16 protein-coding genes are annotated in these 15,779 nt (G+C 41.2%); 6 read left to right on the forward strand and 10 right to left on the reverse strand.

Going from position 1 to position 15,779, the window contains the following annotated elements; genetic code table 11:
- Positions 1 to 2 precede the first annotated feature (2 nt).
- Entirely contained in the window at positions 3 to 1,547 is a 1,545-nt protein-coding gene (gpmM, locus tag NQT69_RS16340; protein ID WP_256828738.1) for a 2,3-bisphosphoglycerate-independent phosphoglycerate mutase, read from the reverse strand.
- 202 nt (positions 1,548 to 1,749) lie between these two features.
- On the opposite strand from gpmM, the gene NQT69_RS16345 reads away from it, so the two are divergent.
- The 4 genes from NQT69_RS16345 to gpsA are packed head-to-tail and all read left to right on the forward strand — an operon-like array spanning position 1,750 to position 4,015.
- A complete protein-coding gene (locus NQT69_RS16345) occupies positions 1,750 to 2,181 on the forward strand; it encodes a rhodanese-like domain-containing protein (RefSeq protein WP_256828739.1) in 432 nt (143 codons plus the stop codon).
- A 31-nt stretch (positions 2,182 to 2,212) separates the two neighbouring features.
- Positions 2,213 to 2,470, forward strand: coding sequence for a glutaredoxin 3 (gene grxC / locus NQT69_RS16350; protein ID WP_087534387.1), 258 nt, complete (start codon positions 2,213 to 2,215; stop codon positions 2,468 to 2,470).
- Between the two features lie 48 nt (positions 2,471 to 2,518).
- Positions 2,519 to 3,004, forward strand: a complete 486-nt coding sequence (secB, locus tag NQT69_RS16355) for a protein-export chaperone SecB (RefSeq protein ID WP_256828740.1) — start codon at positions 2,519 to 2,521, stop codon at positions 3,002 to 3,004.
- Between the two features lie 3 nt (positions 3,005 to 3,007).
- A complete protein-coding gene (gene gpsA / locus NQT69_RS16360) occupies positions 3,008 to 4,015 on the forward strand; it encodes an NAD(P)H-dependent glycerol-3-phosphate dehydrogenase (protein WP_256828741.1) in 1,008 nt (335 codons plus the stop codon).
- A 36-nt stretch (positions 4,016 to 4,051) separates the two neighbouring features.
- Here the strand turns inward: gpsA and NQT69_RS16365 are convergent, their stop codons facing one another.
- The gene (locus NQT69_RS16365; protein WP_256828742.1) at positions 4,052 to 6,025 is read right to left on the reverse strand and encodes a putative bifunctional diguanylate cyclase/phosphodiesterase; all 1,974 of its coding nucleotides are present in this window, start codon (positions 6,023 to 6,025) and stop codon (positions 4,052 to 4,054) included.
- Between the two features lie 196 nt (positions 6,026 to 6,221).
- Complete coding sequence (gene trmL, locus NQT69_RS16370) at positions 6,222 to 6,686, reverse strand: tRNA (uridine(34)/cytosine(34)/5-carboxymethylaminomethyluridine(34)-2'-O)-methyltransferase TrmL (protein ID WP_256828743.1); 465 nt, start codon at positions 6,684 to 6,686, stop codon at positions 6,222 to 6,224.
- A gap of 93 nt (positions 6,687 to 6,779) precedes the next feature.
- On the opposite strand from trmL, the gene NQT69_RS16375 reads away from it, so the two are divergent.
- Entirely contained in the window at positions 6,780 to 7,688 is a 909-nt protein-coding gene (locus tag NQT69_RS16375; protein ID WP_256828744.1) for a cation diffusion facilitator family transporter, read from the forward strand.
- Here the strand turns inward: NQT69_RS16375 and NQT69_RS16380 are convergent.
- From NQT69_RS16380 to NQT69_RS16390, 3 genes are read right to left on the reverse strand one after another with little or no spacing between them, the layout of a single operon-like run.
- Positions 7,661 to 8,605: an alpha/beta fold hydrolase gene (locus NQT69_RS16380; protein ID WP_256828745.1), complete on the reverse strand. Its 945-nt coding sequence runs from the start codon at positions 8,603 to 8,605 to the stop codon at positions 7,661 to 7,663. The genes NQT69_RS16375 and NQT69_RS16380 overlap by 28 nt on opposite strands.
- A 2-nt stretch (positions 8,606 to 8,607) precedes the next feature.
- Positions 8,608 to 10,023 (reverse strand): ATP-binding protein, encoded by a 1,416-nt coding sequence (locus NQT69_RS16385; protein WP_256828746.1) that lies wholly within the window; start codon positions 10,021 to 10,023, stop codon positions 8,608 to 8,610.
- Positions 10,001 to 10,690, reverse strand: coding sequence for a response regulator transcription factor (locus NQT69_RS16390; RefSeq protein ID WP_256828747.1), 690 nt, complete (start codon positions 10,688 to 10,690; stop codon positions 10,001 to 10,003). Before NQT69_RS16390 ends, NQT69_RS16385 begins: the two co-directional genes overlap by 23 nt.
- Positions 10,691 to 10,867: 177 nt before the next feature.
- On the opposite strand from NQT69_RS16390, the gene NQT69_RS16395 reads away from it, so the two are divergent.
- Positions 10,868 to 11,401 (forward strand): Spy/CpxP family protein refolding chaperone, encoded by a 534-nt coding sequence (locus NQT69_RS16395; protein ID WP_256828748.1) that lies wholly within the window; start codon positions 10,868 to 10,870, stop codon positions 11,399 to 11,401.
- 69 nt (positions 11,402 to 11,470) lie between these two features.
- Here the strand turns inward: NQT69_RS16395 and yacG are convergent, their stop codons facing one another.
- The 4 genes from yacG to NQT69_RS16415 form a co-directional block, all read right to left on the reverse strand.
- On the reverse strand, positions 11,471 to 11,701 hold the full coding sequence (gene yacG, locus NQT69_RS16400) for a DNA gyrase inhibitor YacG (RefSeq protein ID WP_087534398.1): 231 nt from the start codon (positions 11,699 to 11,701) through the stop codon (positions 11,471 to 11,473).
- Positions 11,702 to 11,932: 231 nt separating this feature from the next.
- Entirely contained in the window at positions 11,933 to 13,609 is a 1,677-nt protein-coding gene (gene pilB, locus NQT69_RS16405; RefSeq protein ID WP_256828749.1) for a type IV-A pilus assembly ATPase PilB, read from the reverse strand.
- A gap of 125 nt (positions 13,610 to 13,734) precedes the next feature.
- Positions 13,735 to 14,367 (reverse strand): dephospho-CoA kinase, encoded by a 633-nt coding sequence (coaE, locus tag NQT69_RS16410; protein ID WP_256828750.1) that lies wholly within the window; start codon positions 14,365 to 14,367, stop codon positions 13,735 to 13,737.
- Position 14,368: 1 nt separating this feature from the next.
- Positions 14,369 to 15,274: a prepilin peptidase gene (locus tag NQT69_RS16415; RefSeq protein WP_306174079.1), complete on the reverse strand. Its 906-nt coding sequence runs from the start codon at positions 15,272 to 15,274 to the stop codon at positions 14,369 to 14,371.
- Positions 15,275 to 15,779 lie beyond the last annotated feature (505 nt).

The raw sequence follows: 15,779 nt of genomic DNA on the forward strand, positions 1-15,779 counted from the left end.
ATTTATTTCAATGTCATGATAGGTGTGCCAGTCATTTCACTAGGCTGTTCCATGCCCATTAGGTGTAACATAGTTGGGGCTACATCGCTTAATGCTTTACCTTCACTTGGCGTAGCATCACGGCCGACGTAGATAAATGGCACCGGCTCGCTGGTATGCGCTGTATGCGCTTGACCCGTAGCAGGGTTGGCCATTTGCTCTGCATTACCATGATCTGCGGTAATAAGTGCTTCACCACCAAATTCTTCTAGTGCTTTTACAACACGGCCAATACATTGGTCAACGGCTTCACATGCTTTTACTGCAGCTTCAAATACGCCTGAGTGACCTACCATGTCACCATTTGGATAATTACAAATAATGGCGTCGTATTTCCCGCTCTTAATTGCTGCAACGAGTTTGTCGGTGAGCATTTCAGAGTTCATCTCAGGTTGTAAATCGTAGGTTGCTACTTGTGGTGAAGGGATTAATTCGCGGGTTTCACCTGCAAACTCATCTTCGCGACCACCGCTGAAAAAGAAGGTCACATGGGCGTATTTTTCTGTCTCAGAAATACGCAATTGTGTTTTGTTATGCTTTTCAAACCATTCGCCAAGTACGTTAATAAGTGGCTCAGGAGCAAAGGCAGCTGGCGCATCTATATCAGCGGCATACTCTGTTAGCATAACAAAGCCACTTAACGTCGGCGCTTTTTTCTTGGCGAAGCCATCAAAGTCAGTATCAACAAAAGCGCGTGTTATTTCACGGGCACGGTCTGCTCTGAAGTTTAAGAAAATAACAGTGTCACCATCATTAATTTGTACGGCTTGTTGTCCGTCAGGGCTTATCGTTGTGGCAGCGACAAATTCATCGTTTTCATCGCGTTCGTACGCAGCAGCTAGCGCATCAACAGCGTTGCTATAATTGTGCTGTGCAATACCGCTAACCATAAGGTCATAGGCTTGCTCTACACGGTTCCAGCGGTTGTCGCGGTCCATTGCATAGTAACGACCAATGATTGATGCTAAACGGCCACAGTTAAGTTCATTGAATAGTGCTTCAACGCGCTCAATAGATGCTTGTGCGCTACGCGGTGGTGTATCACGGCCATCTAAAAAAGCGTGAAAGTACACTTCTTTCGCTCCGCGTTTAGCCGCCATTTCGATAGCTGCAATAATGTGATCTTCATGGCTATGCACTCCACCTGGGCTTAAAAGTCCCATCAAGTGTACGGCTTTATTCGCTTTGACAGCTTTGTCGATGTTTTCAACCAGTGTTGGGTTATGTTCAAACTCGCCATCATCAATTGACTTAGTGATACGGGTGAAATCTTGATACACAATACGGCCTGCACCTAGGTTGACGTGGCCAACTTCGGAATTACCCATTTGCCCATCAGGAAGACCAACATCTAAACCAGAACCTGAAATTAATGTGTGCGGACGTGTCGCCCAAAGTTCATCTAATACGGGGGTGTTTGCGGCTAAGACGGCATTGCTTTGCTCATCTTCACGGTATCCCCAACCATCTAAAATCATTAATACGAGAGGTTTTTTATGCTGTGTCATTTTAGCTCCTGAAAATTGCCACCTGTTGAGTAACTAGCATACCGTGTTTTTGCTTATTGATCAGCATTCAAAATGGGATATTAAAATATTTCACTCTCTGGTAATTTTTCATCAAGCACGTATACTTGCGAGGCTAGGGGAGACCCTTGACGTTTTAACCCCAGCGCTGAATGCGCGGGACAATTTTCATAGTGGAAGACGCATGGATCAATATATTGAATTTATCGGTAATCATCCGATTTTAAGTTTAGCCTGGGTAGCATTAGTTGCGCTAATTGTCGGTGGTTGGTTTAAAAGTAAATTTTCAGCAATTCGCCAAATTAACCCGCAACAGTTAACGTTATTAATTAACCGCGAAGATGGTTTAGTTGTTGATATACGTGCACAAAAAGAATTTAACAATGGCCGTATTGCAGGGGCTGAACACCTTAACCCAGAAAAAGCAAAACAATCTGACTTCTCAAGCCTTGAAAAGTCTAAGAGCAAACCCATTATACTAGTATGTACAACGGGCATGACGGCTTCAGGTATTGCAACAGCAATGCACAAAGCAGGTTTTGAGTCAGTTTATGTTTTATCTGGTGGTATGGGCGCTTGGCAAAGTGCGGGCCTACCCACGACAACCGGTCGCTAATTAAATTCAGCAAGCCGATAGAGGATTTATTATGAGTAATGTTGTTCTATACACCAAAGCGTATTGCCCTTTTTGTCAACGTGCCTTGGCATTGCTTGAGAGCAAAGGTGTTCAGTTTAAAAATATTGATATTGGTGTACAGCCAGAGCTGCGTGATGAAATGATTGCAAAGGCTGGTGGTGCGAGCACAGTACCGCAAATTTTTATCAATGATGAACATATCGGCGGTTGTGACGACATGATGGCGATTGAAGCACAAGGTAAACTTGATGCTAAATTAAACGCTTAAAATTAGTTAATGTATTTATTATAAAAACGATTAAAGTTAGGAATTACAATGAACGAAGAAAACCAAAACGCAGCAGCACAAGACGCAGGCGCACAATTTACTATTCAACGTATTTACACTAAAGATGTGTCTTTTGAAACGCCAAACTCACCGGCTATTTTCCAAAAAGAATGGACACCTGAAGTTAAGCTTGATCTTGATACTCGCTCTAACAAATTAGACGAAGGTGTATTTGAAGTTGTTCTTGCGTTAACTGTGACAGCATCAATTGGTGAAGAAACTGCGTTTTTATGTGAAATTCAACAAGCAGGTATCTTCACTATCGCTGAGGTTGAAGAAGTTCAGCTTGCACATATGCTAGGTGCTTTTTGCCCTAACGTATTATTCCCATACGCACGTGAAGCGGTTTCTAACTTAGTTAACCGTGGTACTTTCCCACAGCTTAACCTTGCACCAGTAAACTTTGACGCATTATTTGCACAATACATGCAACAACGTGCAGCGCAAGGTGAGCAGGCAACAGCAGACGCATAATTTATGAGTACAGCAAATTCAGCTGTTACTGTATTAGGGGCGGGGTCTTATGGCACCGCCCTTGCTATTTGCTTAGCCCGAAATGGTCACCAAGTGACACTTTGGGGTCGCAATAGTGAAGACGTTGCCACGCTTGCAGCTGAGCGGAAAAATCAACGTTACCTACCCGATGTTACTTTCCCTGAGACTTTGCTTCTTGAAGCCGATTTACACTCCGCAGTTAATGATAGTCAAATTGTTTTAGTCGTTGTTCCAAGCCATGCGTTTGGCGATACACTACGACAAATTAAGCCATCTTTACGTGAAGGGGCGCAAATTGCTTGGGCCACCAAGGGCCTTGAGCCTAATACCGGACGTTTGTTGCAAGAAGTTGCACAACAAGAGCTTGGTGATGATGTGCCTTTAGCTGTGGTTTCTGGTCCTACATTTGCGAAAGAAATGGCAATAGGGTTACCTACCGCAATTTCTGTTTCTGCAACGTCAACAACATTTGCCAAACAGTTAGCTGATTTACTGCATTGTGGTCGCTCTTTTAGGGTGTACAACAATAATGACTTTATCGGTATTCAGCTCGGTGGTGCCGTTAAAAATGTCATCGCAATTGGTGCTGGTATGTCTGATGGCTTTGGCTTTGGCGCGAATGCCCGTACCGCATTGATCACCCGAGGTTTGGCTGAGTTATGTCGTTTGGGTTGCGCATTAGGCGCTAAATCAGAAACCTTTATGGGAATGGCTGGTCTGGGGGATTTAATTCTAACCTGTACTGATAACCAATCACGAAACCGTCGCTTTGGTTTAGCTCTAGGTAAAGGTGAAGGGGTTGAGGCTGCTATTGAGTCTATAGGCCAAGTTGTTGAAGGCTATCGCAATACCAAAGAAGTGTATTTACTGGCGCAGCGTACAGGCATCGAAATGCCTATTACAGAGCAAATCTATCAAGTTTTATATGAAAATAAAGACGTGAAAGAGGCGGCGATGGCGCTATTAGGTCGCGAGCAAAAATCAGAGTAATAAGAATTATAAGCGTGGCTTGTCGGCCGCGCTTGTTTATTTACTTTTTTTGTTTAAGGTGTTTTTAGTAATAAAAGAGGCCACTTTATTTGCGTGCAGAGGGCGACTGTAATAAAAACCTTGCATGATATTGCAACCCATAACATGAAGCATATAAGCCTGCGACTTTGTTTCTACCCCTTCCGCAACCACAGCTATATTGAGGTATTTTGCTAACCGAATAATGGTTGCTGTTATGTTTCTATCTTGTTCACTCTCGGTAATATCTTGTATAAAGGAGCGGTCTATTTTTAATGTATCGATAGGAAAGCGTTTCAAATAACCTAAAGATGAATGACCCGTACCAAAATCATCCAGTGCGATCGTAAAACCTAGCGCCTTTAAACGATTCATTTGCTGTAATGCAAACTCAGGGCTATCCATCATCGCGCTTTCTGTCACTTCTAACTCAATACAACGAGCAGGTACATTATAGGTATTTAGGCATTGTGTTAGGGTTTCAACTAAGCTTGTTTGTTGAAAGTGTAATGCAGATATATTCATGGCTACTTTGCCAAAGTTAATGTTATCCGCCCGCCAAGTTTCGAGTTGTTTAAAAAGCTGTTTCATCAGTACTGCAGTAAGTGGAATGATCGCCCCATTTTGTTCAGCAAGTGGGATAAACTCGACTGGACTAATAATTGTGCCATCGATTTGTGGCCAACGAACCAGCGCTTCAAAGCCATGGATGTGATCTTTTTCTACATCATATTTAGCCTGATAAAACAATTCAAAATCGTGATTCGTGATAGCATGAAACAGCGCACTTTCTTTACTTATCTCATTAGGATCTAGCGTATGTTTTGATTCATCAAAAAACTGGTAATTATTATGGCCAAGCTTTTTAGCATGATTCAGTGCGCTATTGGCACTGCGCATTATTGCTTCGCTGGTGTAGCCATTGTCTGGGTATGCGGCAATGCCACAACACGCAGAGATAAAACTTTCAATCCCATTGAGCACAAAAGGCTCTTGAAATTGTTTGAGGATTTGGTCAGCTTGTTTTTTGGCATAAAAAATTGTTTTATCAGAGTAAAGGTAGGGCGGAATAAGGATGGCAAATTCGTCACCTCCCAAGCGGGCAATAGTATATGCTGAGTTTAAGCTGGCAGTCAGCCTAGCGGCGACTTCTTTAAGCAGTTCATCACCAACCGAGTGGCCGAAAGAGTCATTTATCTTTTTAAAGTTATCTAAATCGATAAACAAAATTAATAAATTAGGGTATTCGCTATTGCAGCTTTGAATTGCTTTATTAACGGATTCAATAAAAATGGTTCTATTAGACAGCCCTGTTACCGAATCGCGAGTGGTGAGTTTGAGCATGGCGCGCTCATTATTTTTACGGGCAGTCACATCTGAAAATAAACCAATATAGTGCGCTTTATTAGTGCGAATGTGCGGTGTTTTTACTTGCGTCATGGTTAAGTCTAAAGCATAGGGTTGCCCGTCTTTGCGTAAGTTCCAAACCTCGCCAGACCAATAACCGTCCGTTTTTAGCTCATTATAAATTAGGCTTTCAAGACTGCGGTCTCTCCCTTGTGGGGTTAGGGCTTTTAGTTTTTTAGTGATCACATCATCAAGCTGATAGCCGCTAATGGTGGTGAATGCGCTATTTATTTCTGTAACTTTAAAGTTTTCGTCGGCAATGAAAATAGCATCTTTAGATTGCTTCATTAAAGCATTGGCTAAATTATGTTTGGCGTTTCTTTTTAGTTTATAGACGATTAATAAAAGTATGATAAGAAACACTAAGCTTATTGGAACGTATTTACTCCAAGCTGAAAAGCCAAAAGTAGCTGGTTTATTAGGCGTTAAAGCAGCGTTGTCATTACTGCTATTTATGATGTCAGCTTGCTCGCTTTCATTTGCCAAACTAATTGCTGGTGTGGCAACAGTTGCGCCTATATTTGCGAATATTGGTGTGCTAAACAGCATGGTGCAAATACAAACCATACGTAATAGTGAAAGCATTAATTACCATTTTTGAATAAATGAACAATCAATAAAGATTAGTTGAGGAAAGTGATTCTGGCTAATGAGAAAAGATGGTTTTTATCTAAAATTGTCGAGAAAACCCCGTGATCAGAGCGAAGCGAAGTCGCTGGGTAGTTCACTGCCTGTGAGCTAAATTGAGCGCCTCTATTAGCGCTCATACGGTTGTTTTTAATTACTCTGCGTTAGGGAAGCCTAACTGACGCCATGATTCGTATACAAAAACGGCAACCGCATTGGATAAATTCATACTGCGGCTGTTGGCTTGCATTGGGATGCGTACGCGCTGCTCATTAGGTAACGACTGAATTAACTCATCTGGTAAGCCTCGAGTTTCAGGGCCAAAAACCAGACAATCACCGGCTTCATAGCTGGCTTGATGATGGAACTGGCTACCTTTAGTAGTACAGGCATATACTTTTTTTGGTTGGCACTTTTCTAGGTAGGCCTCAAATGAAGCATGGCGTTGTACATGGCTAAATTCATGGTAATCAAGGCCAGCTCGTTTTACTCGTTTATCGTCCCATTCAAACCCTAAAGGTTCAATGAGGTGCAAAGAGAATCCTGTGTTAGCACACAAACGGATGATATTGCCTGTATTAGGTGGAATTTCAGGTTGGTATAAAACGATGTCGAGCATAATTGCCTCAAGGTAAAAATTTCTGCGCAGAGTATAGCGTAAATAAGTGATATACTTATAGTCCATCACGGTAGTTTTGAATTAAGGGTTGTTGTGCATCATCGCAGTTATGAATTTTGGGTGAAAACCGCCAGTGCGGTCACTATGGTTATGGTTAGCCTGATGATTGCAGCTAAATGCTGGGCATGGTTGGCGTCGGGTTCTGCATCTATGCTTGGCTCGCTGACTGATTCTTTAATGGACATTACCGCCTCAGCGATGAGCTTTTTAGTGTTAGGTTACGCACTGAGACCTGCTGATGATGATCATCGTTTTGGCCATGGTAAAGCAGAGGCGTTAGCGGGACTCGGTCAAGCGGCATTTATAGCAGGCTCTGGTTGTTTGTTGGCGTTTCATGGTGTTGAGCGCTTATTTAACCCTGTGGTGTTAAGTCATTCTATGTTGGGTATATGGGTGAGTATTTTCGCTATTTTCTGTACCCTAGTGGTGGTCTTTGTTCAAACAAAGGTCGTCAATCATACTGAGTCGATAGCGATTAAAGCTGATTCAGTGCACTATAAAGGCGATATTATATTAAATGCCGCTGTGCTGGTGGCAATTGTACTATCACAAAGTGGTATGCAATACGCTGATCCATTATTTGCCATTGGTGTTGCGGCTTACTTACTCTATAACAGTTGGGATATAGCCCGCCAAAGTGCCGATCACTTAATGGATAAAGAGCTCCCTGATGCAGAAAAGTCACAAATAGTGGCGATTGCAAATAGTCATGATGACGTATTTGGTGTGCACGATGTGCGAACTCGTCAAGGTGGTAAAGTTAAGTTTATACAAATGCATTTAGAGCTTGAAGATACCTTGCCGCTGATCAGAGCACACTATGTTGCAGATGAAGTGGTTGCAATGATCCAAGCCGAATTTGATTGTGAGATGGATATTTTGATCCATCAAGACCCACTTTCACTGAGCCAAACTCAAGTAAGTGAACCTGAAAATTCATAAAAGCGAGTTAATACCGCTTTACGAATTGTGTCTTGCTCAAAGAGTAACTCATGCTTTGCATCACTGAAGGTTTCTAAAATAGCCGTTTTTTGCTTATGGGTAATGTTATGCTGGGCTTGGTTATCTACCACGGTATCCAATTGGGCACTGGCAATAAACATAGGCACCGAGAGTGTTAACTGCTCTATGCTTGCAATAAATTTAAAAGCGGCATTGAGCCAGCCATAGGTCACACCACCTAACTGAATACTCGGTTCTTTATGGTATGTTTTACGAAAAAGTTGATAGCGAATTTCGCTGCTTGTTAGGCTATTTACCGCAAACTCTTCAGGCTTATAATCTCCTTGGCCAAAAGCGTATAACGTATTTAACCCAACCAAACAGGCAATCTTAGCCGCTAACTTGGCAAGTGGTTTTGGTGTGCCTTTGGTGTAAATATCAAACATTGGCGCTGATAAAAATACACCACTGTAGTTATTTTCAAACCGAGCCAAATAATCAAACGCAATTGCCCCACCCATAGAATGACCAAGCATGACTTTTTTGCCTTGCCAATGCTGGTTGACGATTTGCGTATCAAATAAATCGAGGTCTTGTGCATAATCAGAAAACTGTTTTACAAAGCCTTTATGAGGATTTGCTAAAGCACGGTAGGAGCGGCCTTGCCCCTGATGATCAACAATAAACACGGCATAGCTGTTTTTATATAGTTCCCACAGCAGTTCTTGGTATTTATCGAGTCCTTCGATACGGCCTGAGCTAATAACCACTGCGGTATGGGCATGCTGAGGAATCGAAAAACCATAATATAACTTACCATTGGCGGTTGTTAAGTGTTGTTTAGTTACCTGCTGGGTAAAAAAATCTGCAATGTCTTGTTGCTGGTTTAGCAGGGTTTGCTCTGAGCTATAAAACATAGTTATTGTTGCTTCTTAATGGGTAAAACAATTTTAACGCTAAGACCGCTCTGTTTCTGATTATGCAGGGTTAAATTACCTGCGTGCGCCGTAATAGCGTTTTTAGCAATGGCTAAGCCTAGGCCGGTGCCACCGCTTGTTCTGTCTCTGGCGTCTGATTGCCTAAAGAAAGGCTCGCATAATCGGGTTAAATTTGCAGGTTCGACACCTGGGCCATCATCATTTATTTCAATGTTAATGGTCTCTGTTAATGCTAACTTTATGGTGATGGTATGTTCTGCGTATTTAATTGCATTACGTAATACATTTTCCAGGGCGCTGGCGATAAGGCTTTCATCACAATAAATATCTAGGTTAAGTTCACCTTCAACCTGTAAAGTTTTATTGCATTGCTTAGCTTCAAACTGGGCATCATTAAGTACATGATTAATAATAACTTGCATTGATTGTTTATGTAATGACAAAGTTTGGCTTTTGGCTTCTAATCGCGAAACTTGCAGCACGTCGGCAATCATTTTATCAAGCTGATTTGCCTCTTTTTCTATCCGCTCTAAATATGTTTGATTTGCATCAGATGCTTGCATTTGCGCAAGACCTGTTGCCATTTTTAAGCGTGTGAGAGGGGAGCGTAATTCATGAGAAATATCAGCTAACAGACGCTTTTGCGCTGTAACTAGTTGCTCAATTTGGCTGGCCATACTGTTAAAGTCTCTTCCTAAAATACCCAGCTCATCTCGTCTATTTTCATTAATATTAGCGCGTGCAGTTAAGTCTCCTTTAGAGAGCTTAATTGCTGCTTGTTTTAAATGGTTTATGGGAGCGATTAAGTTACGGCTAAAAATAAAGCTCAGGGTCAATGAAGCGAGCAAAGCAATCGTGGTCTTTAGCCAAATTGGCATTAGCTTTAGGCGTATTAAAAACGGGGCTGGGTGGCTCTCATCGATTTCGTAAAGGTAGAACGTCCCCTCTGGTAGGTTTACTTTCACAGGGCCAAACGCTTGATAGGTTTCTGTGAAGATCACTTGTGGCGACATAGTTTTAGTAAAGTTAAGTATGTTTAAATCCACATCATCAGCAGGTAGGCGACTGGTTAATGAGTTTTCTGCTTGATCAGAGTTTAAATAGAGTAATTTTCGCTTGGCTAGCCGGGGGTGATTTAATATTTCAGCTGCCGTTTTTTTGTGTTTTATGGCACTGCGTTCAATACTTTTGGCTGTGTACTCAAGGTTTTTTTTCATCGGGCCACGTAACTCTTCGGTGCTTACTTGATTTGTAGCAATGTTACTTAAAAAGACCAAAGCGGTGATCGTGCCGATAACGGTTAGCCAAAACCAGACAAAAATTTTAAAAAATAAAAAGTCCTTAGGGTGCTTTAACCAAGCTAAGCCCGTGTTTTTACTCTCCGCGGATAAAGACATAACCTGTTCCTCGCATAGTTTTAATGCGTTCAGAGCTATTATACTCTGCAATTTTTTTACGAATATTGCTGACGTGCATATCGATTGAACGATCAAAAGAGGCTAAGCGCCTGCCCAGAACTTCTTCACTAATTTGTTCTTTACTTACTACTTCGCCGGCATTTTTTACTAATAAAGCCAGTACTTCATACTCAGTGCCAGTTAGGCTTAGCTCGTTGTTATCAACATAAGCTTCGCGAGCAGCAAGATTAATAATAATATTATTAACGGTTAGTTTATTAGAGCTGGTGTTGCCCAAGCTTGCGATATGCTCAATGCGGCGGGTAATCGCTTTTACTCGAGCGAGTAATTCCCGATGATTAAAAGGCTTAGGAATATAGTCATCAGCGCCTAGCTCAAGACCAAAAATGCGATCGAAATCTTCGCCTTTTGCAGTAAGCATTATAACCGGGGTTAACTTTTTTTGTCTTAACTGTTTGAGCACTTCAAAGCCATCCAGTTTAGGTAGCATGACATCAAGTAAAATAAGCGCATACTCATGCTCAAGTGCTTTTTTCAGCCCTTGCTCTCCGTCATGAACACACTCAACTGTGTAGCCTTGCGCTGTTAGGTACTCGCTCAGGAGTTCGCATAACCCTGTATCATCATCAATCATTAATAGTTTCATTTAGCCAATCTCGCTATGCTGCAATACCTACATTTTACCCAGTAAAGTGTATAAATGGTAATCTTTACATAACCTTTACACTTATTTGCGTTGCTTTGCATTGCAGTTGTTATAGTTAACTTACTCGCTAAGGCAGCAGCCAAAGTGAATAATATTCCCAACCAAGAGGTAATGATTATGATCACACGCAAACTAAGTAAACTAGTATTAATTTGTGGATTAGCAACAGCAACACTTGGTACAGGTGTTGCGCTTGCAAAAGGCGGTATGCATCATGGTAAAGGCATGCATGAAGCGCGTTTTTTACTGTCAGAACGCGGCGCTGAAAAATTGGATCTAACACAAGAGCAACAAACGCAATTAAAAGCGGCCTTCGAAGCGCAAAAAGAGCAAATGAAAGCAATGCGTGGCGATAAAGACGCTCGTAAAGTACAGCGCGAAGCATTCAAAGCTAAAATGGATGTGTTGTTAGCAAAAGCGACATTTGATGAAAATGCAGCACAAGAGCTTCTTGACTCACGTGAAGCTAAAGCTGAAAAATTCGCGATGCAAAAACTTAAAATGGAACACACCGTTTGGCAAATTCTAAATGCAGAACAACGCGAAAAATACAGCAAAATGAAAAAACGTTTTGCTAAAAAGATGAAAGACAAAGGCCAACGCAAAGGTAAACGTGGCGATAAAAAAGCTGATGAAACGACAGAAAGTTAATGTTGTAAGCTTTTGAAATAAAACTTAACGGTGATAAGGCGAAAGGAAACTTTCGCCTTTTTTTGTTGCTTATTTGAAAAAGTCGTCATCGTTTTTGGCGAGCATTTCTTCAATATCTTCTATCATATCTTGGCTTAAATCTTCTGCGGAGGTAATAGGTGCTGAGATCTTATTATTTTCAAACGACCATTCCCCTAAATCAATTAACTGACAGCGCTTTGAACAAAATGGGCGGTGTGGGCTTTGCTCAGACCATTCAACTTTGGTTTTACAAGTGGGGCAGTTTACAACTGTTGGCATACAGATTCTCATATAAATTATTTACGATTATTAAAGTCACTATTTAAAAACACATTTTACCACCGAGCTGCTTCACTGCACCGCGTAGAAAAAATGAAGTACTATTTTTTCTCTGTCTCTCTCATGTTTTCTGTGGTGAAACTTTACTTTTTCGCGGCTAAAGCGCTCTCCTACGTTTTAAGCCATAGATGTTAGGTTTAGATCTTTTAATCAGTTCCCTGTGGCCTTTATTTAAAAACTAGTAACTCGGTTTATTTCAGCAAGGGATGTTACACCATCTGCGGCTTTTTTAAGGCCCGATAACCGTAAATTATTAAAGCCTGATTTTAACGACACCTCTGCAATTTCGAGTGAGTTTCCGCCGCGCATAATTATTTGTGCAATTTCTGGTGTTATTTGCATCACTTCGTAAATACCTACACGGCCTTTATAGCCTTCGGTACAGCTGTCACAGCCTTTAGGGGCAAACAATGTTAACTCACTAATTTGCAGCTCGCTAAACCCTTGGCGCTTTAATTCTTCTGGTGGTAATGTTTCTGGTGTTTTGCATTTAGGGCATAAACGACGGGCAAGTCGCTGTGCAATAATCAAGGTAATTGAGCTTGCTACGTTGTATGCAGGCACGCCCATATTTAATAAACGGGTTAGGGTCTCTGGTGCCGAGTTAGTATGTAGAGTCGACATAACCAAGTGACCTGTTTGCGCCGCTTTAATTGATATCTCTGCGGTTTCTAGGTCACGGATCTCACCAACCATAACCACATCAGGATCTTGACGTAAAAAGGCTTTAAGCGCATTGGCAAAGGTCATGTCTGCCTTTGGATTAATTTGTACTTGGTTGATCCCTTCAAGGTTGATTTCAACCGGATCCTCTGCGGTACTAATATTTCGCTCAGGTTGATTGAGAATATTTAAGCCCGTATACAGCGATACGGTTTTACCAGAGCCCGTAGGGCCGGTAACTAAAATCATCCCTTGGGGTTGCTCTAACGCATCCATGTAGAGTTTTTTCTGCTCCGGTTCATAACCAAGTACATCAATACCAAGCATTGCACTGGATGAATCCAAGATACGCATTACGATTTTCTCACCCCAGAGGGTCGGTAGGGTACTTACACGAAAATCAATGCTTTTACGCTCGGTGATTTTTAATTTTATACGGCCATCTTGAGGCTTACGTTTTTCTGCAATATCTAGGCGTGACATAACTTTAATACGTGCGGATAGCCGGGTTGCTAGGCTATTAGGCGGGCTTGCCATTTCATGTAAAATACCATCTATACGAAAGCGCACGCGGTATTTATGTTCATACGGCTCAAAGTGTAAATCAGAAGCGCCTTTTTTAATGGCGTCCATTAAAATTTTATTAATGTAGACGATAATCGGGGCATCGTCTTTTTCGTCATCATTAGAGGTTTGTTCTTTTGGGCCATCTGTATCTAAATCAGCAAATTCTTTAAATTCATCATCACTTAGATGCAAGCTGCCTGAGGCATCTAGGAGTTGCTCTATTTTGTTGTCGAGCTGTTGGTAGTCAACCACAACCACTTCACAAGAGAGGCCTGTACTAAATTCAAAGTTTTCAAATGCGCCATAATCTGTAGGATCAGAGGCAGCAATATAAAGCTTACGGCCTTTTTTAACTAGGGGCAGAATATGGTGCTGCCTAATAAGCTTTTCTTTAACCAGTTCTTGCGGGATCAAATCAACATTAAAATCACGTAAATCAAAGTAAGGCACACGAAATAAGTCAATGCATTGCTCTGCAAGTTCATGGCCATTAATACCACTACACTTGGCAATAAGCTCAGCAGTAGAGGCAAACTCACGCTGTTTTAACTTAACCGTTTCGGCATCAATACGGCCTAGAGTGATAAATTTTCGTAATAATGGTGAATTAATATTCATTGCGCACCCGATAAGAACCTTTCATGTTAGCAATTTATCAGAAAAAAGAAGGGTATAACATCAGTCTTGTCGATTTAGCTTAATTTGCAAACAAAAAGATGAAAAGTTTTTTATTTTCTCATTATTTAGCGTTTATTGGATTGTTTAGCCAATGCTAAATACTCTTGGTGTAGTTTTTCGAGCTCTATCTCAACATGCTCTAAGGAACGATTATTATCTAAAACATCATCAGCTTTGGCTAGTTTGTCTTCACGAGACATTTGAGCAGCAATAATGCTATTAGCTTGTTGCTCACTGACATTATCGCGGTTTATTGTACGGCTTAGCTGTACTGAAACCGGCACGTCTATTACAAGGGTACGTTGGCAGTATTGGTGTAAGTTATTTTCAAATAATAATGGCGCAACAAGTACCACATAGTCGCTGGTGGCGGTGTTTAAATCGTTGAGGGTTTTTTCTCGTATTAGTGGATGTAATAAGTTATTTAGCCACGTTTTTTGATCGTTGTCTGTAAAAATTATTTCACGTAATTGCGCGCGGTTTAACGAGGCGTCGGTATTTAAAATGCTCGCACCAAAATGCGCTTTAATTGCATTTAAGCCTGTACTATTTGGCGCGACAACTTCTCGAGCAATAATATCTGCATCAACAATAGTAATATTGCGCGCTGCAAGCATATTACTTACGGCACTTTTACCTGAGCCAATACCGCCAGTTAAACCTAAAACCCAGTTATTAATGTTTTCAGTTGCAGCCATTTTAATATCCTAATGTATTAAAATAGATACTTTGAATTTGCTCACCCCAAAGTAAGGTAACCCAGCCTGCAATGGCTAAATAAGGGCCAAATGGAATAGGGGTGGCTTTGTCTTTACCTTGTATACTCAACAGTGCGATGCCAATGATTGCGCCAACCACACTTGAGAGTAAAATAATGGTTAATAAAGATTGCCAACCAAGTAGGGCGCCAAAAACTGCGAGTAATTTAAAATCACCATAGCCCATACCTTCTTTTCCGGTAACTAGTTTAAATAGCCAATACACGCTCCAAAGGCTTAAATAGCCGCATGCGGCACCAATAATTGCATCGCTAGGAGTGATGTGCGTAATACCAAGTACAGAGGCAATTAAAGCAAGCCAAACTAGGGGCAGAGTGAGTTGATCTGGTAGTAACATGTGATCAATATCAATAAAGGTAAGGGCAACCAAAACCCAAGTGATAAAAATATACACAAGGGCTAAGTCTGTCGCTCCAAAAGTGGCGGCTACAGCTAAGCTTAATAAAGCTGTGAGCATTTCTACAATAGGGTAGCGTACTGATATTGGGTTATCACAACTTGCACAGCGACCTTTTAATAACAGCCAACTAATTATCGGGATATTCTGCCAAGGCTTAATAGCTGTTTTACATTTAGGGCAAGTTGAGTTGGGTTTTATAAGGTTAAAAACCTCAGCTTTTGATTTTGGCTGCTCATTTTGTTTTAGTTCATCGGCAAGTAAAATTCGACATTCACTGTGCCATTCACGTTTCATCATTTCAGGGATGCGATAAATCACCACATTTAAAAAGCTGCCAACGCAAAGGCTAACAAGGCCTATGGTTAATAAATAAAACCATAACTGGCTTTGCATGACTGTAATTATATCGAGAAAAAAATTTTGCATTACATACCTAAAAAATTAAGTTAAAAACCATTTTTCACAAAGAGAAGTGAATGAGAACAAAATGAGAAAAGCCGGGGGCTTTGTGCAACGAGCTTCGGGTTACAGCATCTTTTACCTTTGTAGGAGAGCGCTTTAGCGCCGATAGGCTTTAACTAACACATAACCGCAAAAACAATCACGGCTAAAGCCGGTTCCCACAAAATAAAGTGCACCTTTAACCTAGCTCCTTGGCCCTTTCGCCTAGTACCTAGAACCTATCACTTCCTAGCACCTTTAACCTAGCGCCTTTCACTTCACTTTAACCTTCCAACTCTTTGTGAATAAACCACTTAAATAAAAAAGATGTTGCATTGCTAAATATAAATTAAGAATATTTTTGCTTACAGCTTACAGCTTACAGCTTACAGCTTACAGCTTACAGCTTACAGCTTACAGCTTACAGCTTACAGCTTACAGCTTACAGCTTACAGCTTACAGCTTACAGCTTACAGCTTACAGCTTACAG

It is taken from the genome of Pseudoalteromonas shioyasakiensis, assembly GCF_024518675.1.
In the GTDB taxonomy this organism is placed as follows: Bacteria; Pseudomonadota; Gammaproteobacteria; order Enterobacterales; family Alteromonadaceae; genus Pseudoalteromonas; species Pseudoalteromonas shioyasakiensis_B.

What these genes read in the sequence shown, in the direction of transcription:
- gpsA (WP_256828741.1), top strand. Translation starts at nt 3,008, where the DNA reads ATGAGTACAGCAAATTCAGCTGTTACTGTATTAGGGGCGGGGTCTTAT.
- NQT69_RS16380 (WP_256828745.1), bottom strand. Translation starts at nt 8,605, where the DNA reads ATGTTTTATAGCTCAGAGCAAACCCTGCTAAACCAGCAACAAGACATT.
- gpmM (WP_256828738.1), bottom strand. Translation starts at nt 1,547, where the DNA reads ATGACACAGCATAAAAAACCTCTCGTATTAATGATTTTAGATGGTTGG.
- NQT69_RS16395 (WP_256828748.1), top strand. Translation starts at nt 10,868, where the DNA reads ATGATCACACGCAAACTAAGTAAACTAGTATTAATTTGTGGATTAGCA.
- NQT69_RS16345 (WP_256828739.1), top strand. Translation starts at nt 1,750, where the DNA reads ATGGATCAATATATTGAATTTATCGGTAATCATCCGATTTTAAGTTTA.
- pilB (WP_256828749.1), bottom strand. Translation starts at nt 13,609, where the DNA reads ATGAATATTAATTCACCATTATTACGAAAATTTATCACTCTAGGCCGT.
- yacG (WP_087534398.1), bottom strand. Translation starts at nt 11,701, where the DNA reads ATGCCAACAGTTGTAAACTGCCCCACTTGTAAAACCAAAGTTGAATGG.
- NQT69_RS16390 (WP_256828747.1), bottom strand. Translation starts at nt 10,690, where the DNA reads ATGAAACTATTAATGATTGATGATGATACAGGGTTATGCGAACTCCTG.
- NQT69_RS16415 (WP_306174079.1), bottom strand. Translation starts at nt 15,274, where the DNA reads ATGCAAAATTTTTTTCTCGATATAATTACAGTCATGCAAAGCCAGTTA.
- NQT69_RS16385 (WP_256828746.1), bottom strand. Translation starts at nt 10,023, where the DNA reads ATGTCTTTATCCGCGGAGAGTAAAAACACGGGCTTAGCTTGGTTAAAG.
- NQT69_RS16365 (WP_256828742.1), bottom strand. Translation starts at nt 6,025, where the DNA reads ATGCTTTCACTATTACGTATGGTTTGTATTTGCACCATGCTGTTTAGC.
- grxC (WP_087534387.1), top strand. Translation starts at nt 2,213, where the DNA reads ATGAGTAATGTTGTTCTATACACCAAAGCGTATTGCCCTTTTTGTCAA.
- coaE (WP_256828750.1), bottom strand. Translation starts at nt 14,367, where the DNA reads ATGGCTGCAACTGAAAACATTAATAACTGGGTTTTAGGTTTAACTGGC.
- secB (WP_256828740.1), top strand. Translation starts at nt 2,519, where the DNA reads ATGAACGAAGAAAACCAAAACGCAGCAGCACAAGACGCAGGCGCACAA.
- trmL (WP_256828743.1), bottom strand. Translation starts at nt 6,686, where the DNA reads ATGCTCGACATCGTTTTATACCAACCTGAAATTCCACCTAATACAGGC.